Source organism: Sunxiuqinia sp. A32 (assembly GCF_052690465.1).
Genome location: NZ_JBQYLI010000012.1, coordinates 149,945 through 173,230 on the forward strand (window position 1 = coordinate 149,945; position 23,286 = coordinate 173,230).

18 protein-coding genes are annotated in these 23,286 nt (G+C 37.8%); 6 read left to right on the forward strand and 12 right to left on the reverse strand.

From position 1 onward, the window contains the following. Positions 1 to 53: 53 nt before the first annotated feature. From ACUNWD_RS13525 to ACUNWD_RS13565, 9 genes are all read right to left on the reverse strand, one after another. A complete protein-coding gene (locus tag ACUNWD_RS13525) occupies positions 54 to 509 on the reverse strand; it encodes an aspartyl protease family protein (RefSeq protein WP_445588354.1) in 456 nt (151 codons plus the stop codon). A gap of 126 nt (positions 510 to 635) precedes the next feature. Next, positions 636 to 1,562 (reverse strand): malate dehydrogenase, encoded by a 927-nt coding sequence (mdh, locus tag ACUNWD_RS13530; RefSeq protein ID WP_445588355.1) that lies wholly within the window; start codon positions 1,560 to 1,562, stop codon positions 636 to 638. Positions 1,563 to 2,024: 462 nt separating this feature from the next. Beyond that, positions 2,025 to 4,199, reverse strand: coding sequence for a DUF5916 domain-containing protein (locus tag ACUNWD_RS13535; protein WP_445588356.1), 2,175 nt, complete (start codon positions 4,197 to 4,199; stop codon positions 2,025 to 2,027). Between the two features lie 92 nt (positions 4,200 to 4,291). Continuing rightward, positions 4,292 to 5,524: an efflux RND transporter periplasmic adaptor subunit gene (locus tag ACUNWD_RS13540; RefSeq protein ID WP_445588357.1), complete on the reverse strand. Its 1,233-nt coding sequence runs from the start codon at positions 5,522 to 5,524 to the stop codon at positions 4,292 to 4,294. 1 nt (position 5,525) lies between these two features. Next, positions 5,526 to 7,016, reverse strand: coding sequence for a TolC family protein (locus ACUNWD_RS13545; protein ID WP_445588358.1), 1,491 nt, complete (start codon positions 7,014 to 7,016; stop codon positions 5,526 to 5,528). A gap of 17 nt (positions 7,017 to 7,033) precedes the next feature. Continuing rightward, entirely contained in the window at positions 7,034 to 8,359 is a 1,326-nt protein-coding gene (locus tag ACUNWD_RS13550) for an ABC transporter permease (RefSeq protein ID WP_445588359.1), read from the reverse strand. Positions 8,360 to 8,377: 18 nt separating this feature from the next. Then, positions 8,378 to 9,766 (reverse strand): efflux RND transporter periplasmic adaptor subunit, encoded by a 1,389-nt coding sequence (locus ACUNWD_RS13555; protein WP_445588360.1) that lies wholly within the window; start codon positions 9,764 to 9,766, stop codon positions 8,378 to 8,380. Positions 9,767 to 10,017: 251 nt separating this feature from the next. Then, complete coding sequence (gene glmM / locus ACUNWD_RS13560; protein WP_445588361.1) at positions 10,018 to 11,400, reverse strand: phosphoglucosamine mutase; 1,383 nt, start codon at positions 11,398 to 11,400, stop codon at positions 10,018 to 10,020. 47 nt (positions 11,401 to 11,447) lie between these two features. Continuing rightward, the gene (locus ACUNWD_RS13565) at positions 11,448 to 12,950 is read right to left on the reverse strand and encodes a glutamine synthetase beta-grasp domain-containing protein (RefSeq protein WP_445588362.1); all 1,503 of its coding nucleotides are present in this window, start codon (positions 12,948 to 12,950) and stop codon (positions 11,448 to 11,450) included. Between the two features lie 262 nt (positions 12,951 to 13,212). Between ACUNWD_RS13565 and ACUNWD_RS13570 the strand changes: the two genes are divergently transcribed. From ACUNWD_RS13570 to ACUNWD_RS13580, 3 genes are read left to right on the forward strand one after another with little or no spacing between them, the layout of a single operon-like run. Then, entirely contained in the window at positions 13,213 to 13,377 is a 165-nt protein-coding gene (locus ACUNWD_RS13570; RefSeq protein WP_445588363.1) for a hypothetical protein, read from the forward strand. 39 nt (positions 13,378 to 13,416) lie between these two features. Then, positions 13,417 to 13,821 (forward strand): hypothetical protein, encoded by a 405-nt coding sequence (locus tag ACUNWD_RS13575; RefSeq protein ID WP_445588364.1) that lies wholly within the window; start codon positions 13,417 to 13,419, stop codon positions 13,819 to 13,821. Positions 13,822 to 13,850: 29 nt separating this feature from the next. Further along, positions 13,851 to 14,165 (forward strand): hypothetical protein, encoded by a 315-nt coding sequence (locus ACUNWD_RS13580; RefSeq protein WP_445588365.1) that lies wholly within the window; start codon positions 13,851 to 13,853, stop codon positions 14,163 to 14,165. A gap of 108 nt (positions 14,166 to 14,273) precedes the next feature. On the opposite strand, the gene ACUNWD_RS13585 is transcribed toward ACUNWD_RS13580, so the two are convergent. Continuing rightward, a complete protein-coding gene (locus tag ACUNWD_RS13585; RefSeq protein WP_445588366.1) occupies positions 14,274 to 15,494 on the reverse strand; it encodes a uracil-xanthine permease family protein in 1,221 nt (406 codons plus the stop codon). A 31-nt stretch (positions 15,495 to 15,525) separates the two neighbouring features. After that, positions 15,526 to 17,247, reverse strand: coding sequence for a single-stranded-DNA-specific exonuclease RecJ (gene recJ / locus ACUNWD_RS13590; RefSeq protein WP_445588367.1), 1,722 nt, complete (start codon positions 17,245 to 17,247; stop codon positions 15,526 to 15,528). Between the two features lie 304 nt (positions 17,248 to 17,551). On the opposite strand from recJ, the gene lysS reads away from it, so the two are divergent. The 3 genes from lysS to ACUNWD_RS13605 are packed head-to-tail and all read left to right on the forward strand — an operon-like array spanning position 17,552 to position 21,632. Next, on the forward strand, positions 17,552 to 19,273 hold the full coding sequence (gene lysS, locus ACUNWD_RS13595) for a lysine--tRNA ligase (RefSeq protein ID WP_445588368.1): 1,722 nt from the start codon (positions 17,552 to 17,554) through the stop codon (positions 19,271 to 19,273). A 12-nt stretch (positions 19,274 to 19,285) separates the two neighbouring features. Continuing rightward, positions 19,286 to 20,281, forward strand: coding sequence for an NAD(P)H-dependent glycerol-3-phosphate dehydrogenase (locus ACUNWD_RS13600; protein ID WP_445588369.1), 996 nt, complete (start codon positions 19,286 to 19,288; stop codon positions 20,279 to 20,281). Between the two features lie 7 nt (positions 20,282 to 20,288). Then, positions 20,289 to 21,632 (forward strand): glucose-6-phosphate isomerase, encoded by a 1,344-nt coding sequence (locus ACUNWD_RS13605; protein WP_445588370.1) that lies wholly within the window; start codon positions 20,289 to 20,291, stop codon positions 21,630 to 21,632. Positions 21,633 to 21,788: 156 nt separating this feature from the next. Here the strand turns inward: ACUNWD_RS13605 and ACUNWD_RS13610 are convergent, their stop codons facing one another. Further along, on the reverse strand, positions 21,789 to 22,358 hold the full coding sequence (locus ACUNWD_RS13610) for a Pycsar system effector family protein (protein ID WP_445588371.1): 570 nt from the start codon (positions 22,356 to 22,358) through the stop codon (positions 21,789 to 21,791). Between the last annotated feature and the right edge of the window lie 928 nt (positions 22,359 to 23,286).

Genomic DNA, 23,286 nt, shown 5'->3' on the forward strand with positions numbered 1-23,286 from the left:
AAACAGGACGCAAATATATTGATTTTTCACAAAATGAAAAGTCTTGGCCATGCCTATTTTAGAGCATGTTTTTTTCTATGCCTTTTTGAAAACGAGATACTTTTATATTGATAGTCAATAACACAACCATATCGATATAAAACATCTCCCCCTATTAACCCAACGATTTTCAGGTCGTGATAACGACGGTATATGTCATTCACATGATCTAAATTAATTAATGCAACCTGAAATTTCTCAATTTTTAGCTTCCCAAATTTCAATTCATCAATCTCACCAACCTCTGTGGCTACCGTGCCTTCATTGATTCCTGCACTATGATACTCTTCATAATCGTTACGCTCCACCAGCTGATAATAATCCTTAAGGCTTATATCAAAAACAGATTTGGAAGCACCAGTATCAATAATCCAACTTCCCAGTTCCCCGTTAGCAAATTTACAATCCAAAAGAATGTGAAAATTGCTGTTTTCAAGTTCCACCAATTTCAATGGAAGCGTATTTCTCATAAAATTTTCAGTTTGCGATTGCGAATCAAGGTTTTGTTTTAAACATCACCTTGAACTCACGTTTGTATATAAAAAATGCCCTTGTAGATACAAGGGCATTAAAGATAGTATATTAATTCTCTTTTATTATAATTCCAATAAGGCATTCACATTACTAACACCTACTGCACTGTTTGCTAATTTTTCTTTTTCAGCATCAGAAAGTTCAATCTCAACAATTTTTTCGATACCATTTTTACCTAACACACATGGTACGCCTAGAGAAATGTCATTCAATCCATACTCGCCTTCAAGAAGAGCTGAACAAGGGAACATTTTTTTAGAATCAAGTGCAATAGCTTTAACCAACTCTGAAACAGCTGCACCTGGAGCATACCAAGCACTGGTTCCAAGTAATTTTGTTAAAGTAGCACCTCCAACTTTTGTAGCTTCAACTACTTCTGCCATTTTTTCTTCAGTAAGGAATTCAGAAACAGGAACACTGTTACGAACTGCTTTTTCAATCAACGGAACCATTCCAGTATCAGAGTGCCCACCAATTACCATGCCTTCAACATCTGACTGCGGACATTCCAAAGCTTCAGCTAATCTGAATTTGAAACGTGCACTATCCAAAGCACCACCCATACCGATGATCCGGTTTTTAGGAAGTCCTGTTGCTTTATGCGCAAGGTAAGCCATTGTATCCATTGGGTTACTTACAACTATAATGATCACATTTGGTGAATACTTAATAATATTCTCTGCAACTGTTTTCACAATACCTGCATTGATGCCAATCAATTCTTCACGGGTCATTCCTGGTTTTCTTGGAATACCACTGGTGATTACAGCTACATCACTATTAGCTGTTTTTGAATAGTCATTTGTTGAACCTGTAACGGTTGAGTCGAAGCCATTTAATGAAGCAGTTTGCATCAAGTCCATTGCTTTACCTTCTGCGAAACCTTCTTTAATGTCAACTAACACAATCTCGTCAGCGAAATCTTTAATTGCGATATATTCGGCACAACTTGCTCCTACAGCACCCGCGCCAACAACAGTTACTTTCATAGTTTAATTATTTTGTTTATTTCGACATAATTTAACGAGTTGACAAAGATAAAAGGTATTTTGAAATACAATAAAATTATTCAGCCTCCTTAACAATTTAATAACTGATTAATAAAGCATTTCAGCCTAAATATCCGTACTCAACTACTTCATATATCATTTCATAAATATAAAATGAAATTAGTCAGTTTCCCGGAATCTATATATAAGAACCAAATCAATAATCGCCTAAAAATTCATTAAATAATTTTTGCCACAAACACGTAAATATTTACGACAACAATCATAAATAGTTCGGCAATTTATTCTGACAATCAACAGGATACTACAAAACACCCTCAAAACTTAAAAAGAATCGACAGTGATTTTAATCTTTGGAGGATGAAATTGACTGAGTCCCGATTTTTTTGAAAGCAGTTATTTGTTCAATGATGAAAAAATACTGATATAAATCTGGTAGTGTTAATTAAACCAATACGACAATTTCACGACCATAGCCCTGTTTCGTGGTGACCAGTCTCCAGTGAAATAATTATCCGTGTAAACAAGGAAAAAATCTGAAACAGGTTTATATCTCCATTGAAAACGCATATTCAAATTCAAATTCTCTATCTGCTCATTGTACTGGACAAAAGTTGTTAAAAATAATTTATCTGAAAAGGTCAGATCTAACTTTGGCCCCAGCAACCAAAACGAAGCTCTTTCAAAAGGCTGAGGAAGGATAATATCGTTGTAACTAAAATTCATTGAGAAGTTCACATAAGGTTGAAAACGATAACCAAAGCCACCTTCAACTGCACTAATATTCCCATTGTAAAAACTGCCTCTTATTAAAGTTGACTCCCACTTGAAAGCTTTTCTATTATCGGACTCGTAATCAATCCAAACTCCCTGATAACGATATTCACTTCCCTTGGGCAGATAATAATTACTTGTATGAGTTGGATCAAAGTCTTCCAGTAAGTGCACAAAAAAATCTTTTACACCTACTTCAATATTCGACCGATTTTTAAATCCAATTTCATAAGCAACTGTTTGCTCATGATCTATTTTATTGTAATTAACATCGAAATAGTTTTCAGTATCTAATACAAATCCATGTGAAATAATTGTTTTATTTGGCACCCAGGTATATCTTACTCCAGCTCCCAAGAAATTATAGCCGGTTCGTCTTACAAACCCAACTTCTGCATTATAATCCCGCCCAACGCTTGTTTCAGAAACAGAGACTTCCAAGTTCTTTTTGTTGTATACCAGATACGCACCCTGAGCGTATGTACCTTTCGTATTTTCACGTTCATCAAATGATTGGTGATAAAACAACTTACCCTTCCAGGAATTATCGCTGTTCGCCAGATTATAATCCATTCCAACCACACGGTTGAAATCTTGAGCATTAGATGGCTCATCAAGATTTTCCTTGTTTGCAAAGATGAATCCGATATTTGAACGAGAAAATACTTTACGCTGAACTGAGGCTACCGAATAATTTCTAGCTAGAAATTCTCCAGCTTTTTCGGTCTGTATATTCATTAATCCAAGTCGCCAGTTTTTATCAAGTTTTCCACTTAAGCGTGCACCTGCCAAAACAGGAGCATCCAAGCCAATTCTTCTGGAGAAAAAAGGAGTAACAGTTTCGTAACCGTAATCTGCAAATAAATCTGAGTTTTCAAGAAAAAACTGGCGCTTCTCCGGGAAAAATAATTCAAAGCGATCCAGGTTAGTTACTTGCTCATCTACTTCAGCCTGTGCAAAATCGGGATTATAAGTTAAGTCCAAATTCATTGATGTTGATACTCCAAGCTTCACATCAAAACCAAAGTCTTTTCTGTAATCAGTATCCGTTCCTGATTCAAAATCTCGACTTGCACTTCCAAACAGATAAGGAATCATGGAAAACATCATTTTAGATTCTGGCAATGGCTCCTCCCATTTTAAAACACCAGTATAGGCAAGTGATGAAGTTGGAAAACTTCGAGGGACTGGTGCCCAAGCTGATTTTTCATTCGACTTCAAATCAAGCCTGCTGAAGTTGACATTCCACTGATCTGCTCCTGATTTAAACCGAATAGATCGAAATGGAATTTTCATCTCTGTTACCCATCGATCATCATAATGTACCGTCTTCGATTCCCACTTGCAATCCCAGTTCAAATTACTGCTTCTCCCATCATACATGATTCCGTCCCACTTGGCGCCTGAAGCAGAAACCCCAAACGTAAATCCATTAGTTTGATCTAAAAACGTATCAAAGAAAACCAGGAAATTATCGTTGTTATTGAAAATAAAATCGCGCCGATAAGATTCCATAACACGCTTTCCAGGAATTGTATCGAAAAAGATAAATCCCAGATAGAATGCTTTATCATCATAGGTCATCAACACTTCGCTCCTGATATCTGACTTTTCATCGTCAACAGGTAAAACTTTTTGAAAATCAGAAGCCACTTCTGCCTTCTGCCAGGCATTCTCGTCGAACTTTCCGTCTACAATAATTTTTTCTGTCGTCTTTTTAACATGCAATACATAATCGCTGTTAAAAGTAGTTTTCAGACTATCAGGTTGAGATTTCAAATGGGCATTGACCGATATTCCCAATACAAAAAGGAATACGACCAACATGAAATATTTTTTCATTATCAGGCTTAATTGATTTGAGATCAGTTTTCAAAAGTACAAAAAACAATCAATTACAAACCTTGCTTCAAATTTAATTGTATGATAGAGAATTAAACATCCTCTTTCTCTTCCGGATTGAAAAGTAGAATCTTATCCCCCTCTTCTAATCCATTTAATACGACGGTATTATTTTCATCATCCATTCCCAATTCAACATTAGTTCGAACCACACTACCTCCCTTTTTTACAAAAACATGCTTCCCTTCTTCATCAGAAAAAACAGCTTCTACCGGCACGAGCAGAACATCTTCCTTCTGATCAATAACAATACTATTGCTACAAGTCATGCCCGGTTTTAATTCAGGATCAGTTTCATTAAACTGAATTCTGACTTTAAAAACCTTCATGTCGAAGTTTTTATGTTCTTCCCCCATGTTGGCTATTTTAACCAATTTCCCGGTAAATTCTTTATCAGGAAGAGCATCAATGGTAATCTGCACGCTGTCGTTTAGATGCAACTTGGTAACATCAATTTCTTTCACATATGCCTCGGAAATCACAGAAGACATATCAGGAAGCATGGCAATTGGATCGGGACGATACATTTGCACTTCTGTGTCTTTTGTATATTTTTTACCCGTATAATCTTTCCCAAACATGACCATCCCGTTGTCAGGACTTACAATTCTAGTTGCTCGAATTGCATTTTGGAATTTCTCTATTTCCTCTACCAGCCGTTCTGCTCTATTTTCATATCTGGAAATATGAATTTTCAATTTATTTTGCTCAAGAATATAATCCCTACGTCTTTTATCTAAAGCTATTTGTGCTTTTTGGTATCTCATCTCAGTCCTTCGCTGCTCCGCACCCGACTCATACTTTGATTGCTCTAAGTCAATTTTCTGATATTCAAGATCAAGCAGCAGGTTAGTTATTTGCTCTCTAAAATTTGTGAGCCTGACAGTACTATCCAAAACAGCGTTTCTCAGGTCTGCATCAACTTTTTCCTTGTCCTGAAGCTTATTCCTCATGTTATTATTCAACCCAGAGTCGTCCAGTTTCGCAATATACTCGCCTTTACCTACGGTTTTACCTTCCTGTATAAGATCTACTATTTTATACGAATAAACCCGAAGTTCCCAGTCACGTAATACTGCTGGCATTGCTATTGCGGTTGATTTTCCGCCTTGCACTTCTCCTACGCAATCAATACCCAACATGATGTTTCCTTTTTTGACAGTATAAGTCTTCGCACCATCATCTTTAATTATAAAGATGCTTGCTGCTATAATCAATACCGATACGGTGGCTGCAACGATTACAATTAACTTTTTACGTTTCATATTAATTGGTTTGAAGGATTTTCTCATACTCTTCGGTGAGGTTTTCACCACTCTCAAAATCGAACAAAGTCAATTGCCTGATGGTATAATAATAGTTCCAATAACGATTAAGTGCTAAAATATAGGCTTTTCGTGCTTTTTCAAGATCATTCCTTGCTTGATTTAAGTTTAATATATCCACTTTCCCAATCAAGAAACGCTGAAAAGTAACATCATATCCTTTTTGAGCAACTGTATCGGCTAATGCTGCATTACGAACCTGTTCGGCCTGCAAATTAAATTCCATCACAGTTTGAAAGACATTCTGTTCAAAGTCAATTCTGGACTGTTTTATTCTTGCGCGTGTAACCTCTCGATTTGATTCAGCCATCAAATAATTTCCCTTCCGTCGGCCCCAATCAACAATTGGAATACTTACGCCAAGTCGAAAACGTTGGCTTTTATCCGGATTATTATAAACGTCTTTGAATTCTAAGGACGACTGGTCTAAACCATATTGAGCGAAAATACTTGTGTTAAGCCCTGTCTCGGATTTTTTCTGAGCAACCCGCCTATCTTCTTCCAGTAGCTGCTGTTGCTGACCAATAATCTCTGGATTATTCTCCAATGCTTTCCCAAGCGCCTCATTTGCTATCACTTCCAAACTTGGAATATCTTCCGGTACCACACATGTCACTTTCGAATTTTTATCAAGGCCAAGGAATGAGTTCATCTCTGATTGAGCTCGGATCAATTCAAGTTTTGCTTTATTATAGGCCTGTTTTGAATTAAGCAGGTTAAGCTCGAGGTTGAGTAGTTCATCCTGTGTAACAGTACCCACCTGAAATCTTCCTTTTCCGATACGATAAATGGTATCATTATTGGCTTGATTGTTTTCTTCAATTGATAAATTAATTTGAGCTGACACCAAACTAAAAAACTTCGAAGTAGCTTTTACCGCAAGTTGTTCATTATTCTGTATGAGCTCTTTCTTTGCCCTCTCATATTTTAAAGGTTCTATTTTTGAATTCCATTTTAAACGGTTATAGCCATTCAAATTTTGCTGATAACCAATACTAATTGGAGTTGATTGGTACGAAGTATTTTCATCATCACCCAAATTTTTAACCATTCCCAAATCAGATCGAAGAAATAATTGTCCTCCCGTTAATGCAATATTTTGATTAAGTGAAAGGCCAAAATCCGCGTTTAAAAATTCACGTTGGACATACTCTTCCTGATTTGTTTGAAAATTATATTCACGTCTTCGATATCTGTTGAAGTCAAGAGGGGTTGCATCCAGATTTAGACTGGGAAGCTTATCAGCTTGAAAGTAACGGTACTCCCAATAACTAGCCCGAAACATATTCTCATTACGGAACGCATCAATTGACTGTTTTGATGCCAGCTCCACCACATCTTCTAAGGAAAGTTTCAGATCATTTATTTGTGATTTCGCCTCAAAGGACAAACACACGAATATTAGTATAATTAGTTTATAGTATGTTCTCATTTTTTATGTTTTCTGATTTAATAACGAAGTGACTCAACAGGATCTTTCTCAGCAGCCTGCTTCGCTGGCAAATATCCAAATACGATACCCACTGCTGCTGAAACGCCAAAAGCAACAATGATGCTGAAAAAGGAAACAATGGTTTTAATATCAAAAATAACCGTGACTAATTTTGAAAGTATTACACCCAGTAAAATTCCCGCGATTCCTCCAAACACGCTAATTAATGTTGACTCTGAAAGAAACTGTACAATGATATCCTTTCGCGAAGCTCCAATAGCCTGCCGGGTGCCAATTTCTCGGATTCGCTCCATCACGGAGGCCAGCATAATATTCATAATACCAATACCACCAACAATCAAAGAGATGCCTGCAATTGCTCCCAAAACAACATTGAAGATATTTTTTGTTCGTTGTTGCTGTTTCAACAGTAACTCAGGAATTGTCACTTCAAAATCATACAATCCTGAATGACGACGCAAAAACATCCGTTTAATGATATTCGATGTCGCCGTCAATTGCTCTGTTTCCTTTACCTGAACAATGATTTTATTAAGCTGGTTATTTTCACCACTACTCGCTTGTGAACCATTCCTTCGAGAACTCGCTCGTTCAATCTCATCAGCTCTTAACAATCCATTATTTTTATAGCGCATTAAAAACGTTTCAGCAGGAATGAAGATTTTATTATCAGAACTACTAATTCCCATTTCATCAGATGCTGAAGCTGTGAAATCACGCTTCTCAACAATACCAATAACGGTCAACCAGATTTGCCCAACCTTGATCTGCTTTCCAATCGGACTCTCCTGTTTAAATAATTCATTTTTAATATTGTTACCGACCACGCATACGGGTTGTCCGTTTTCACTTTGAAAGCTATCAAAAGATTCACCTTCTTCCAGACTAATATTAAAAATCTCAAAATAACTAACTCCAATACCTTCCAATGAAATTGGTTTACTTTTGCCATCAACAATAACGGAGTAATTGGAGCTAACCACCGGGCTAATTTTTTCAATGGTAGGGATAACCTCTTTAATTGCCTCAATATCGAGCATTGTTAATCCTTTAGAGAACTTGGCATTACTATCGCTCTCCTCTTCATCACTTGATTCCCCATTTTCGTTTTCAACGCTTGTCGGAGTAATTATAATATTATTCACCCCAACCATTTTGATCTGATCGAGAATCTCTTGTTCGGCGCCATTACCAATAGCCATCATGCTAATTACAGCAGCTACACCAAATATGATCCCAAGAGCTGTAAGCATTGATTTTAATTTATTGGCAAAAATCGCTTCAATCCCAATAAGTAAATCATGAAAATACTTCTTAATCATGTTTTCTGAATTTCGGGGTTATTGTCTAATCACTACATTTGCTGGCATACCAGAAGGCATACCGGGAGCCATTTTATTCTCCTTCTTTTCGTTCTTCAACCGCTCACGCTCTTTAGCTGCAAGTTCTTTCCGCTCCTCTTCATCCTTTACAATTTGCTCGTAAATATCCAAGCCTTCCCAATCAAGTTTATCACTATTATCGAGCTCAACCAATGATACTTCGTCTCCCTCAGACAAGCCGGCATTAACGACCACAAAATTTTCATTTTGCTCCCCGAGCTTAACAATTTGCTTTTTGAAATTTCTTTTCTTCAGATAGACATACCTTAAACTGTCATTCTCAAAAACTGCATCAGAAGGAATATAAAGAGTATCCGAAAAATTCGAACCATAGATAATATTACTGGTAGTCATTGCGGGTTTTAGCTCACCATCTTTATCAAAGACTTTAATTTTCACTTCAAAGACTTTTGCATCGCTTCCTGGCATTGGCTGACCGACATTTGCCATGGTAACTACTTCCCCCTCAAGCTCTTTATCAGGAAAAGCATCAATACCAATAGATACTTTTTGCCCAACTTTTACTTTTGAAATATCAATCTCATTCACAAATGTTCTTGAAATCAGATGGTTCATGTCGGGTATCTTAGCAATATCTCCCCTGTAAGAACTAATTCTGGAGCCAACTGCAACAACTTCTCCCCAAGGATATTTAAAATAAGTCAATATTCCAGATTTGGGAGCATATATCACTAGTGAATTAAACAACTCTCGCAATCCTTCCTCGCGCTCTTTCAATTGTCGATAGTTGATATACCTACGGTCAACTTTATTAGCTTCCTGCTGCTGCTTCAGGTCAAGAGCTTGTTTCTCCTGTTCATATTTCCTTTCTGCTTTCTGATAATCCATCTCTGTCTTTTTCTGAACTGCTGGAGATTCATAAATTGACTGCTCCATCTCGATTTTTTTCTCAATTAAATCAAGAGAGGCATTTACAATATTATCTCGTTGGTTACTCAAAGTCAGCATGGAATCGATCTTTGCATCTTCATACTCTGAATATGTTTTTTCAATATCATCCTGAACCTTCTTTAATTCCTCTTCAACTGTTTTATGATCGAGCGTAGCAACATAATCACCGGAATCCACCAAAGTGCCCTCTTCAATCATATCGGTGATAGACAATTCATAGATTCTGAGACTTCGGTCTTTCATTTTTTCAGGGGCAGAAATATTTTCAGAAGTCTCTGATTCCAATTGCCCGGAAGTGTAGATTTTTACTTGAAATTCCCCACGCTGAACCTCGGCAGTAATAACATCAACTTTTTCTTCAGAAGTCCAAAAAATTAAAGCCAATGTTATTAGCAAAAGCGGAACAAGCGCAATAACGATTGTTTTTTTGTTCATGGAAATAAATATTAGGCGTTTTCTGTTTTATGGTTATTTATTATTTTTTGAAATTAGTTGGTTAAACAAAAGGCAGATTTTTAAGGAAATATCAAACATCAACAACTAACTCACACTGGGGCTTAAAATCGTTCCTTTGGCCTGCAATTTAACACAATATTTATGCCAATATTGTTAATAAACGTAAAAAAACTATAACCTTAGTTCAAAAAAATCACGACATATGAGTCACTACACTCATACCTAGCCGACTAGATAAGCGATTTTATTTCTGTGATTATTTTTTTTGCCAATGCGTCAGAAGCTTCCGGAGAAACTGATTCTGCATAAATTCGAATGATTGGCTCTGTGTTGGATTTTCTTAAATGGACCCATTCGTTTTCAAAATCAATTTTCACTCCATCGATATCATTTACCTCGTCCTCGCTATGCTTCTCTTTCATCTGATCAAGAATAACATTCACATCAATCTCAGGAGTTAGCTCAATCTTATTTTTCGATATAAAATAGTCCGGGTATGTTTTCCTCAATTCTGAGCATTTCAGATTTGACTTTGCCAATTGCGATAAAAATAATGCAATGCCCACCAATGCATCTCTTCCATAATGGGATTTGGGATAAATGATTCCTCCATTCCCCTCACCACCAATAACAGCATTGGTTTCCTTCATTTTGGCGACCACATTTACTTCGCCTACAGCCGCTGCTGTATATTTCCAACCGTGCTTTTCAGTAACAACACGTAAAGCTCTGGAAGATGAAAGATTTGACACCGTATTGCCGGGATTATGAGCCAAAATATAGTCTGCTATTGCAACAAGAGAATATTCCTCATTAAACATCGAACCGTCCTCACTAATTATTGACAATCGATCAACATCCGGATCAACCACAAAGCAAACATCAACATTACTGGTTTTAACAATATTACAAGTCTCTACAAGGTTCTCGGGTAAAGGTTCTGGCACGTGTGCAAAATGACCTGAAGGTTCTTCGTTAATTGAAACAATCGTTTTCACGCCCAAGGCTTTCAATAATGCAGGAATAGCTATTCCACCTACTGAATTTACAGCATCAAATGCTACTGAAAAATCTGCTTTTCTGATAGCGTCCACATCTACCAGTTCCAGATTTAAAACATCCTGAACATGAATATCTGTATAATCTTTCGTAACTGTCGTCCCTAAATCGTCAACATCAGCAAAATCAAAATCTTCGTTGTCCGCAAATTCAAGGATTGCTTGCCCATCAGTTGCTGATAAAAACTCACCATCTTTATTTAAAAGTTTCAGTGCATTCCATTGTTTTGGATTGTGACTTGCCGTCAGGATTATTCCGCCCTGCGCTTTTTCTTTGGTAACAGCAATTTCCGTTGTCGGGGTTGTTGCCAGCCCAATATTAACGACATCACATCCCATTCCATTGAGCGTTGCGCAAACCAATGCCTCAACCATCTCACCAGAAATTCGGGCATCCCTCCCTACAACAACTGTTTTTTTACTTTCATTCGACTGGCTTTCCAACCACTTTGCATAGGAAGCCGCATATTTAACTACATCTACAGGACTTAATCCATCACCAGGTCGGCCACCGATTGTTCCTCGAATGCCCGATATTGATTTTATTAGGGTCATAATTTTAAAAAGAATTTACTTCAATAAAATTTGAACTTTAAACGATATTACATGTAGTGGAGATATTCTTCAATCAGTTCATCCATTTCTTTACTTTCATCTCCATAGGTTTTGAAATTCGATATCAATTCCTTGTCATTGAACGAACGCAACCTCAAAATGGTATGATTGACTATTGATTTTGGGAATATTTGATCTTGTTCAAAGAAATGTCGAAACTCCTCCAATTTTTCAGCAGATTCATAGCAAGACATTGGTAAAATATCAAATTGCTCTCCGTCCTCCACTCCTTCCTGTTGAAACTCATTATTTTCGGTAAAGTAGCGATCCGAGTTTTTTAACGACTCGGTATTAGAAAAACCTTTCAGAAAGGCAACAATTAAAGCGGCAGAAAATAAATATGGATTTGCCCCACCATCGGATCCGCGATATTCAATTGTTTGCCGGAATGAATGATCGACTTTCTGCGGCTCCTGATTATTTGCCGTAGCTCCCAAATCCAAATGCTGATTCCATCCCAATGGGACTCGAACAAGCGTTGATCGATTGCACTTACCCCAGCAAATATGGTTTGGTGTCTGTTCGCCAGTCATTAATCTCAAATAAGAAATAGGGGTTGTATTTGCAAAAGCTGTTAGAGCCGGAGACAGATCTAATATCCCAGCAATCATTTTCAGGCTGGTCGAAGTTAATTCTCCATTCTCCACCAACATATTGCTTCCATTTTGCTCAGCCAAAAAATGAAAATGCAAGCCACTTCCGGGTTGACCAAGAGTAATCTTCGGAATGAAGGTAACATTCACGTTGTATTTCTGCCCCAACATCCGCAATATCCACTTGGCAATAACTAACTGGTCAGCAGAATTCTCAGGATCGCTAGGTGAGAATTCGAGCTCATGCTGCTCATAAATTTTACCTTTCAGTACAAACCTTCCACTTTCTGCATGTCCGAACCGAATTAAACCTCCGCACTGTGCAATTAACCGTATCGCTTCAACGCGCAGTCCTTCGTGAATCGTGAAAGGCTCCGCACACTGATAACCATTTTTCGAAACTTTTAAATCTTCCGGCACATCGCTAATCACATAATATTCCAATTCAGCCATCATCTTTAGCTGCATTCCCGTTGTCTTAAAAAACTGATTTTGTGCTTTTTGCAGAACATACTCCGGAGAACTTTCCAATGGTAGTCCATTAGCGTCGTAAAAGGAACAGAGAATATCAACTGAAGGAATGCTTGAAAAAGGATTTTGAAAAGCTGTTTTATAGCGAGGCACCAAAAATAAATCACTCGCATTTGGTTCCAAAAAAGAAAAAATACAGCTCCCATCAACTCGCTCGCCTGCCGACAGTACCATCTCAAGTTCGTCTCTCCCACGAACCATAAAATTGATGGTTTTGAGTTTTCCATCCTCCGCTACATATCGAAAGTTTAGCATCTCAATATCTCGCTCCTCGATATATCGGATAATATCTTCGCGAGTAAACTCATTAGCTGATTTTTGAAGATACTGAACCAACAGGTTTGGATTAATCTGAATTGCTGACATACGTCTGTATTTATCAGTCAAAAATAAACATGTGCAATGGAAATAAAAAGCATTGCAGAGATTTCCGGAGAAAAGAATTTAAGAAGTCCTGCAAATTTTCATTAAAAGCAGCGGTTGTAATCATCAAAAAAAGTGACCGGTAAAATACATTACCGGTCATACCTTCTCTTTTGTAAATATGTAATCCAAAATTATGAAAAAAAACTGCAACTTATTAATAAGACAATTCACTGAAAAAACACCCCTAAAAGCTTCCTCCCAAATGAGAATAATATTTTTTAAAAAGGATCGAAGCTTAATCTACATTTTAGTAGAAAACTCCTACAAAAATGTAGGTGCGCCAATAGACTCCAACACTCATTGCGCTGACAATCTTCAATTTAACATTTTTGGCATTGCGATTGACTACAAACTGGCAAAGTCATAATATGGATAAATCATTGTTTATAAAATAAAAGGAGGAATTATGAAGATTTGTGTACCGGTGTTAGGACACCAAAATAATGGCAGGTATTTTATGGCAAACGATTTCTACAAAGCAAATTTGTATTGTTTGTACAACCTTGAGACTGATGAAGTGGAGTATTTCTCAAAATCGGAATTAATGACTCGCTTTGGGTTGGATCTGAGAATGCCCGGTTCTGATGAAATAATTAGCGCAATTATTAGTCCGAACGTGCGCCCGATGGCCTACAAAATATTGCACGACAATCAAGTGGCAATATTTAAACCAACCAGCAATTTGGTTCAGGAAAATATTGAGTTACTAAAAGAAGGAAAACTGTCTCTTTTCGAACCCAGGGATATTGAAAGTTCTTCTTGCGGTTCTTCTTGCAGCAGCTGTTCATCAACTAGTTGTTCAGCAAATTAACGTACATTTCAATTCTAAAAAAATAATTTATGACTATACCATTTCGTCCCCTCGCAGAAGTTAAAATGATGTTGGAAGAAACAGGGAATGATGTCTCATATGCATACGACGATCTAATTTTTCCTGAACATACAGCATTTCTCATCCAATTTGATGATGAGAAAGCTAATAATCTAAAAGTCTTTTTTAATCGGGAGATAGAGCCTACGGAAATTACTTCCATCGAAAAAAACTTAACCACCGCATCTAAAAAAAGAAAACTTACTATTGAAAGTTCTGGCAAATTTTCAATGGAGCAAAAAGAAGATACTGAAGAAATAGAATTAAAATTTTTTCCAATCTAGGATATCTATAAATTTGACATAATTTTCCCAATTACGATATGTATAGATTGATTTTTTCGTAAAAAAAGGACGGCCACAACCGTCCTTTTGCTTTATTTAGAAGCTTTTCTAATTTTCTAAAACTACCTTTTTTGAATCTCCTGGCAAGAGTAAATTCAACACAATACCAACAACGGCAGCTAAACCAATTCCTGCCAATGAAAAATTACCCCAGGAAATAACAGCGCCACCAATACCAACAGTAAGTACGACTGAAACAATCACTTGATTTCGAGTACTGCTCATGTCAGTTTTTGAATCAACCAATGTCTTAATACCAACGGAAGCAATCATACCAAACAACAACAACATGATACCGCCCAATACTGCTTGTGGAATAGTTTTCAGGAAACCACTGATTTTTCCGACCAATGAAAACACAATGGCAGTAACAGCAGAAACACGCAGAATGAATGGATTGGTTACTTTGGTTAATGAAATTGCACCAGTAACTTCAGAATACGTTGTATTTGGAACACCTCCCATAATACCTGCAAAAGCTGTGGCAATACCATCTCCTAATAAAGTACGATGCAGACCTGGCTTTTCAATGAAATTCTTCCCTGCAACACCACCAATTGCATACATATCTCCCACATGTTCAATAACTGGTGCAACTGCAACAGGAACCATATACAGAATAGCTCCCCAGCTAAATTTTGGAGTTGTAAATTCTGGCAAACTAAACCATGCAGCTTCCTTAATTGGAGTGAAGTCGATTGCACCTAAAGCAAACCCGACAATATATCCGACAAGAATTCCTATAAAAATTGGAATCAATTTAATAATCCCTTTTGTGAAAATCACCACTACAATAGCTGTCAACAAACTAACCACAGCAATAGTCCAGTTTGTTTTTGCCATATCAATAGCAGCACTTGCAAGAGACAGACCGATGATCATGATCACAGGTCCCACTACCGTCGAAGGGAATAAACGTTCAATAAATTTCAATCCACGCCATTTAACCAAACCGGATACGACAGCATAAACGAAACCAACTGCAATAATTCCAGATAAGGTGCCGGGCCAACCATAAAGTCTTGTAGCCTCAATAATTGGAGCAATAAAAGCGAAACTACTCCCCAAAAAAACAGGAACAATTCCCTTTGTAATTAGATGGAAAAACAGTGTTCCAACGCCCGCTGTAAATAATGCAACTGCAGGATCGATTCCCACTAAAAGAGGAACCAACACAGTCGCCCCAAAAGCAACAAACAAAAATTGCACACCCAAAACCATGTTACTCGGCGTAAACTGGTTTTGCCCATTCTTTAAGCTTAAGTTCATAGTAAGTTTTTAAAAAGATTAGTATAAGTGATTAGTAAACTTTCGCTGAGATATCCCTAATATATAGTTGAATATTGGTTTTCCCCCGGAATTGATTTTCGGCAATTGAATAACAAATATCAAAAGGAAGGCCCTGACTTATTGCTTCGTAATGGCTTGCCTGATTAAATGCGATCGCTGAAAATATGGATGAATTACCTGTTGGTTCTACCAAATCAAGTTTCAAGTGTTCCAGGTTGCGCCCAACGGTTCTACTGGTACCTGCATCCAATACATTTTCAGTAACAAACACAGGAGTCATATTGTGTGGGCCAAATGGGGCAAATTGTTTTAAAAGGCGGTAAAATTTAGGGGTGATTTCTGACAACTGAATTTTTGCATCAGCTTCAATCATTTCAATTTGTTGCTGATCAGTTATCAGTTTGGTTACTATCTCTTCAAAACGGCGATTGAACGCCGGAATATTTTCTATTCTCATAGTCAGGCCGGCAGCGTACATGTGCCCACCATACGATTCCAATAAGTCACTGCATGACCCAATCGCTTCATATAAATCAAAATCTTTTACTGATCGGGCAGATCCGGTAGCCAGCCCGTTGGACTCTGTAAGGATTACTGTTGGGCGATAATAATGCTCCGTTAATCGCGAAGCAACAATTCCAACCACACCTTTATGCCAATCCCGGTTATAAAGAACCGTTGTATTTCGCTCAGACTGAATTGGATCGTGAGCAATCATATCCAAGGCTTCCTGAGTAATGTCACGGTCCAGGGTTTTGCGAATTTCATTGTAGGAATTTATTTCATCTCCCAAACGATCTGCTTCCTCCTCATCATTAACCACCATAATCTCCACCGACTTTTTCCCATGCTCAATCCTTCCAGATGCATTTATTCGGGGACCAATCTTGAAAACGATATCACTGATGGTCATTTCAGTCCCTAACAATCCCGAGATTTGAATAATGGTTTTCAGCCCAAGACTTGGATTGCTGTTCAACTTCTTCAAACCGAAATAAGCCAACACCCGATTTTCACCCGTCACCGGAACAATATCAGAGGCAATACTCACCACGACCATATCCAACAGATCATATAGCTCAACAACGGGAACATCATTTTTCTGTGTATAAGCCTGTAGAAATTTGAAACCAACACCACATCCGGCCAATTCTTTGTATGGATATTTACAGTCTGGCCTTTTAGGATCAAGCACCGCTACTGCATCAGGAATGATTTCATCCGGATTGTGATGATCACAAATAATGAAATCAATTCCACGATCTTTTGCTTGCTTAATTTTCTCAACCGCTTTAATTCCACAGTCAAGAACGATCACCAAAGTAATTTGCTGTTCAGCTGCAAAATCAATGCTTCGGGGAGAAATTCCATACCCTTCGGAGTAGCGATCAGGAATATAATAATCGAGATTTTTTATGCGTTTTCGCAAAAACTGGTACATCATAGCAACCGATGTTGTGCCATCCACATCGTAATCACCGTAAATCAAAACTTTCTCGCTATTCTCAATTGCCTGCTCAAGACGTGCAACAGCCTTGTCCATATCTTTCATAAGAAATGGATCATGTAAATCGGAAAGTCTTGGCCTGAAAAAAGCTTTCGCTTCATTGTAGTTGGTGACCCCACGCTGTGCTAAAAGGTTCGCAATGACCATATTAACATTAAGCGCTGCAGACAAATGCTTAATAACATTGATGTCGCCCGGTTCTTTAATGTTCCAAATTTTGTCCATTACGATTGTTCAACCTCTTAAATATAGTTGCTAAAATTTTTCAAAGATAAAAAATGGAGTCCGATCTGGAAAGAAAAAAGGATCTGATAAACTTATATCTTGTTAACAGAATGATAATAATCAAGGCTATGACACACCATTTCAAACCCTTAGCTAGCTGATAAAATTTCGATCTTCCTTCATTTTTCTCAACCGACTGATTATGTTACATTTAGTTCTTATCAATTCTGATTGAGTGAATACGCAATTCTTTGTTATCTTTGCAAAAATTTTTTTCGTAGTTAATTCAAACTGAAAAACACCGATGAGTACGATTGAGCTTAGTGAACAGGAAATTATCAGAAGAAACTCTCTTGAAAAATTAAGGGAAGCAGGGATCAATCCTTATCCAGCTGAAGAGTTTCCTGTAAACACCAAAGCTGCTGAGATAAAAGCAGAATTTGATCCTGAAAAAGAAAACTATCAGGATGTGGTAATGGCAGGTAGAATTATGAGCCGCAGGATTATGGGGAAAGCATCATTTGCTGAACTGCAAGATGATTCGGGCCGGATTCAACTTTATTTAAACCGCGACGAAATTTGTCCCGGAGATGATAAAAGCCTTTATAATGATGTTTTCAAAAAGCTTTTGGATATTGGGGACATCATCGGAATTAAAGGGCATGCTTTCATAACTCAGGTTGGTGAAAAATCCATTCATGTTACTGAATTAACCGTATTAAGTAAATCCTTGCGTCCACTTCCTATTGTAAAGGAAAAAGACGGCAAAGTATACGATGCATTCTCCGATATGGAAATGCGTTACCGTCAGCGCTACGTTGACTTGATTGTTAATCCAAAGGTGAAAGATGTTTTTGAAAAAAGAACCAAAATCATCAACACCATGCGTGAGATGTTTAATGAGAACGGCTATTTGGAAGTAGAAACTCCGATCTTGCAAGCCATTCCCGGTGGAGCAGCTGCCCGCCCATTTGCCACTCACCACAACAGCTTGAATATTCCTTTGTATTTACGAATTGCCAACGAACTTTATTTAAAAAGATTGATCGTTGGTGGTTTTGAAGGAGTTTACGAGTTTGCCAAGGACTTCCGCAACGAAGGAATGGACCGCACCCACAATCCTGAATTTACCGTGATGGAAATCTACGTAGCTTATAAAGACTACAAATGGATGATGAATTTCACGGAAGAAATGGTTGAACGCGTTGCGCTTGCTTTACATGGAAAAACAGATGTTCAGTTGGGTGATAAGGTGATCGACTTTAAAAGACCATTCCCAAGAGTTACCATGTACGATGCCATAAAAGAGCATACTGGATACGATATTGCTGGTAAGTCGGAAGAAGAATTACGAGAAATTTGTAAAAAATTAGATATAGAGACAGACCCAAGTATGGGTAAAGGAAAATTGATCGATGAAATTTTTGGAGAGAAATGTGAAGGAAATTACATCCAGCCAACATTCATCATCGATTATCCAATTGAAATGTCTCCATTAACGAAAAAGCACCGAGACAATCCGGAAGTTACCGAGCGCTTCGAGCTCATGGTAAATGGAAAGGAATTAGCCAATGCCTATTCTGAATTAAACGATCCGATTGATCAACGAGAACGGTTTGAAGATCAATTAAAACTTTCAGAAAAAGGAGATGATGAGGCCATGTTTATTGACCAGGATTTCCTTCGTGCATTGGAGTATGGAATGCCTCCTACATCCGGAATGGGTATTGGAATTGACCGTCTGACTATGTTCATGACCAACAATTCTTCCATACAGGATGTGTTGTTCTTCCCTCAAATGAAACCAGAGAAAAAAGCAGAAATCGACTCGGATGAGAAATTTGAAGAGCTGGGAATTCCTGCTGATTGGGTGGAAGTCATCAAAAAATTAGGATTCAAAAAGATTGACGCTCTTAAAGAAATAAAACCCGGAAAGTTCTTTAACGACATCTGCGGTTATAACAAAAAAAATAAGCTTGGACTCACAAATCCAAGCATGGATGATGTAAAGAAATGGCTTGCCTAATGGCAATTAATTATGAGCAATAATCCCAAAATAGCAATCATAGGAAGTGGAAGCTGGGCAACTGCTCTTGCTAAGATAATACTGAACAATACAGATAGTATTAATTGGTATTTCAGAAATCCTGAAAGTATTGAACTTTTCAAGCGCTACACTCATAATCCAAATTACTTAAGAGGGGTTGAATTCGAAATTGACCGGATTAACTTTTTCGATGACATCAATGAGGTAATGGAACAATCGGATATTGCTATTCTTTGTATACCCTCCGCCTTTCTTGACGACTGTTTATCAAAATTGACCGTTGAGATTAATCGAAAGTTTATTGTTTCTGCAATTAAAGGAATTATTCCTACTGACAACCAAATTGTTGGTCAATATTTGAACAGCAAATTCAAGGTTCCTTTCGAACGAATTGGAGTTATTGCAGGGCCTTGCCACGCAGAAGAAGTTGCCTTGGAGCGCTTGTCATATTTAACCATCGCCTGCCCGGATATCCGTCGGGCGCGAGAGTTTGCCGACAAACTTCAATGTCCATATATCCGTGCCAATGTATCCGATGACATTTACGGAACCGAATATGCCTCCGTGCTGAAAAACGTAGTTTCCATCGCTTCCGGAATTGTGCATGGTTTGCGATATGGAGATAACTTCCAGGCAGTATTAATTTCCAACTCAATTCAGGAAATCAAGCGATTCGTAGATAAGGTTCACCCGATTACCCGTGATATAAAAGACTCTGCTTATTTAGGCGATCTGCTGGTTACCAGCTATTCTCAATTCTCTCGGAACCGTACTTTTGGAACCATGATTGGGAAAGGATACACCATCCGTTCTGCTCATTTGGAAATGCACATGGTTGCAGAAGGATATTATGCCTCTAAATCCATTCACGAAATTAATAAGGATTACCGGGTGAATATGCCAATTTGTGAAGCCGTTTATAATATTCTATATAAGAACATCCCCCCTGCAGTTGAGATAAGACAATTAACAGAAAAATTAAGATAAAATACCCATGGAAAAGATCTCGTTGAATTTTGAAAAGACTTTAGATTTCGTTTCAAAAGAGGCAGTTTTTGGATATGCCGAAGAACTGCAAAAAAATAATGAAGCCCTTCATAATAAAACCGGTAAAGGAAATGACTTTTTAGGTTGGGTAAACCTACCTACTTCTATTTCTGAAGCTGAACTAGCTGATTACGAAGCTACCGCAAAAGCACTTCAAGATAAAAAGATTGAAGTATTTGTAGTAGTTGGTATTGGTGGTTCGTACCTGGGAGCCAAAGCCGTTGTTGATGCACTATCTGACAGCTTTGCTCAATTAAAAGGAAGCGACAAGCCGCTTATCTTGTTTGCCGGACAAAACATTGGTGAAGACTACTTATACGAATTACGCGAATTGTTGAAAACGAAGGAATATGCCATGGCAGTTATTTCTAAGTCGGGAACAACTACCGAGCCTGCTCTTGCCTTCCGTTTATTAAAACAAGATATTGAAGATAAATACGGCAAAGAAGAAGCTGTCTCAAGAATTGTTGCTGTTACTGATGCAGAGCGCGGTGCACTGAAACAATTGGCAACTTCAGAAGGATACAAAACCTATGTTATTCCTGATGATGTTGGTGGACGTTATTCTGTATTGACTCCGGTTGGTTTACTTGCAATTGCAGTAGCCGGATTCGACATTCGTGCGCTGGTGCAAGGTGCTGTTGATATGGAAAAATCAACTGGGGTTGATGTTCCTTTTGAAGAGAACATGGCTTCACAATATGCTGCAGTTCGTAACGAATTGTACAAAAGCGGTAAGATGATCGAGATCATGGTTAACTATAACCCAAAACTTCATTTTTTCGCTGAATGGTGGAAACAATTATATGGCGAAAGTGAAGGTAAAGAAGGTAAAGGTATTTTCCCTGCAAGTGTTGATTTCACTTCAGACCTGCACTCAATGGGACAGTACATTCAGGAAGGTGAACGCAAACTGTTTGAAACCGTTCTGACCATTGCCAGCCCTGACCGCGATGTTCGTGTTCCTTCTGACGAAGCAAACCTGGACAGCCTGAATTATCTTGCAGGAAAACGTGTCGACGAAGTAAATAAAATGGCAGAATTAGGAACTATGATTGCACACGTGGACGGTGGCGTTCCAAATATTTTGATTGAATTGCCTAAAATGAATGAATACTATTTGGGCCAATTGATTTATTTCTTTGAAAAAGCTTGTGGGTTGAGTGGTTATACTTTAGGAGTAAATCCATTTGACCAGCCAGGAGTTGAAGCATATAAAAAGAATATGTTTGCCCTGTTGGAAAAACCAGGTTTCGAAGAAGCAACCAAAGAAATTAAAGCTCGTTTATAAAACGTACGATCCTATTATAATGAAAATGCACTTGCCTTTTGGCAGGTGCATTTTTTATTACAAATAGTGATTGAATAATTAATCCCTTTGATAAAGTCACGTAATATAATTCTACTCACAAAACCTGTCTGGCAATATCGATATCTTTGATTTAAATTACCTGGTAGAGAAATAGATAAACAAGTCAATTACAACGCAAATAAATGCAAGTCCAAACAGTTTCATCGAAATGGAAAAATGAGAAAATTTCGCCCATGCAATCTGTGCATTAACGTATATATGATCGTTCAATTGTTTTTTATATTCATCCTCATCCGATAAGACTGCAGTTAACTTGCTGTAATATTCATCACAGGTGGAAAACTGTTTTTGTATATTTCCAAAATAAATGACCGACTCCGGATTACCTTTCTTAAAACGTGGATTGATTACCGAGAAACTAAAATATGCTGAAGTCATTGCAAACAAAGCCGCCAACGATGCAATTGACACATTGATCCAACTCTCCTCTAAAAACAAATACATTTGGGAGGCATTTGAATAAACAATGGTTATGACAATTCCATAAACAGACAACATCACAGTTGCCTTGGTATCAGAGTACTTGATCATACCCGTGGTCTCGTTGATAATATTCCAACATTCACTTTTCATTTGTATATTTTTAGTCATATGTCGATTGTATTCGTCCACTCCAAACAGAATAGCTTCAGGTACAATCTTCATATCTATTTGATTTCACTTTTCAATGATATTAATTTGACTAGGGGCACTGGATTATTTTATAGCACACAAGTTAACAAAAGCCTGTTAAACTTAAGCCAGACTAGGTTTTATTTGGGTTTTATTTAGTTCGGGTCTAAATAATTTTAGTATATTTTTAGTAATCAACTCCTAAAATCACGATTAAGATTTCACAAGCAAAGACACCCGGTTGCTCATCGGCATGCAATTGATCATAAAACAAGCTAGTGACACGTATATCCAACCTGCACCGTAGCTAATTGCTCCCCGTGGGCAAAACCATTTCGGATTTATTTCCCCCTTCGGTATTAATGGCGGTTCTGAAATCCGTGTTTATGTCTGCCAGCAAGCGGCGTGTCCGGGCTTCGGGGAATTTTGTGGCGAGAACCTGCTGTAACCCTCATGAGACTTGGCTCTGTTGTACTTTTTTTACTTTCTGCTACAATTTTCACGTTTCAGTCTTATTTTTGGACATTTCTGCTGAAATTTTTCATGTCCTGCCGAATTTTTTTCACTCTCTGTCTGACAGAAATCCGAAAATTTGGGACTGAAACGTAAAAAAACAAGCAGGGTGTCCATATTTAAAACAGAACGCCCAGAAGGATAGCAGGATATCGTATTACTACGTTTGACCAGCCAACGCTGGAACCTTAATGAGTTGGAAAGCTCAGATTTGGATCGGTCTTTTGGATCAAGGCAAAAGGACATTGAAATTTGCAGCGCACGAATTTAAAATGCTTTTATAAATACATTGGCGGCGCCTTTGCAATCAATAATTCCCACCCCCGGGTTTACACCCGTGGCTATGACCTTTCACCCCGTTGGGGTTAATGTGTCTTGTCCTAAAATAGGTTTACACAAAAAGTAAATTTATGCCAGTATTTAAGATCTATGAAGAAAGCTTCAAACG

What these genes read in the sequence shown, in the direction of transcription:
- ACUNWD_RS13535 (WP_445588356.1), bottom strand. Translation starts at nt 4,199, where the DNA reads ATGAAAAAATATTTCATGTTGGTCGTATTCCTTTTTGTATTGGGAATA.
- ACUNWD_RS13550 (WP_445588359.1), bottom strand. Translation starts at nt 8,359, where the DNA reads ATGATTAAGAAGTATTTTCATGATTTACTTATTGGGATTGAAGCGATT.
- ACUNWD_RS13610 (WP_445588371.1), bottom strand. Translation starts at nt 22,358, where the DNA reads ATGAAGATTGTACCTGAAGCTATTCTGTTTGGAGTGGACGAATACAAT.
- ACUNWD_RS13605 (WP_445588370.1), top strand. Translation starts at nt 20,289, where the DNA reads ATGGAAAAGATCTCGTTGAATTTTGAAAAGACTTTAGATTTCGTTTCA.
- lysS (WP_445588368.1), top strand. Translation starts at nt 17,552, where the DNA reads ATGAGTACGATTGAGCTTAGTGAACAGGAAATTATCAGAAGAAACTCT.
- ACUNWD_RS13575 (WP_445588364.1), top strand. Translation starts at nt 13,417, where the DNA reads ATGAAGATTTGTGTACCGGTGTTAGGACACCAAAATAATGGCAGGTAT.
- ACUNWD_RS13555 (WP_445588360.1), bottom strand. Translation starts at nt 9,766, where the DNA reads ATGAACAAAAAAACAATCGTTATTGCGCTTGTTCCGCTTTTGCTAATA.
- ACUNWD_RS13580 (WP_445588365.1), top strand. Translation starts at nt 13,851, where the DNA reads ATGACTATACCATTTCGTCCCCTCGCAGAAGTTAAAATGATGTTGGAA.
- ACUNWD_RS13525 (WP_445588354.1), bottom strand. Translation starts at nt 509, where the DNA reads ATGAGAAATACGCTTCCATTGAAATTGGTGGAACTTGAAAACAGCAAT.
- glmM (WP_445588361.1), bottom strand. Translation starts at nt 11,400, where the DNA reads ATGACCCTAATAAAATCAATATCGGGCATTCGAGGAACAATCGGTGGC.
- ACUNWD_RS13565 (WP_445588362.1), bottom strand. Translation starts at nt 12,950, where the DNA reads ATGTCAGCAATTCAGATTAATCCAAACCTGTTGGTTCAGTATCTTCAA.
- mdh (WP_445588355.1), bottom strand. Translation starts at nt 1,562, where the DNA reads ATGAAAGTAACTGTTGTTGGCGCGGGTGCTGTAGGAGCAAGTTGTGCC.
- ACUNWD_RS13570 (WP_445588363.1), top strand. Translation starts at nt 13,213, where the DNA reads ATGAGAATAATATTTTTTAAAAAGGATCGAAGCTTAATCTACATTTTA.
- ACUNWD_RS13545 (WP_445588358.1), bottom strand. Translation starts at nt 7,016, where the DNA reads ATGAGAACATACTATAAACTAATTATACTAATATTCGTGTGTTTGTCC.
- ACUNWD_RS13600 (WP_445588369.1), top strand. Translation starts at nt 19,286, where the DNA reads ATGAGCAATAATCCCAAAATAGCAATCATAGGAAGTGGAAGCTGGGCA.
- recJ (WP_445588367.1), bottom strand. Translation starts at nt 17,247, where the DNA reads ATGGACAAAATTTGGAACATTAAAGAACCGGGCGACATCAATGTTATT.
- ACUNWD_RS13585 (WP_445588366.1), bottom strand. Translation starts at nt 15,494, where the DNA reads ATGAACTTAAGCTTAAAGAATGGGCAAAACCAGTTTACGCCGAGTAAC.
- ACUNWD_RS13540 (WP_445588357.1), bottom strand. Translation starts at nt 5,524, where the DNA reads ATGAAACGTAAAAAGTTAATTGTAATCGTTGCAGCCACCGTATCGGTA.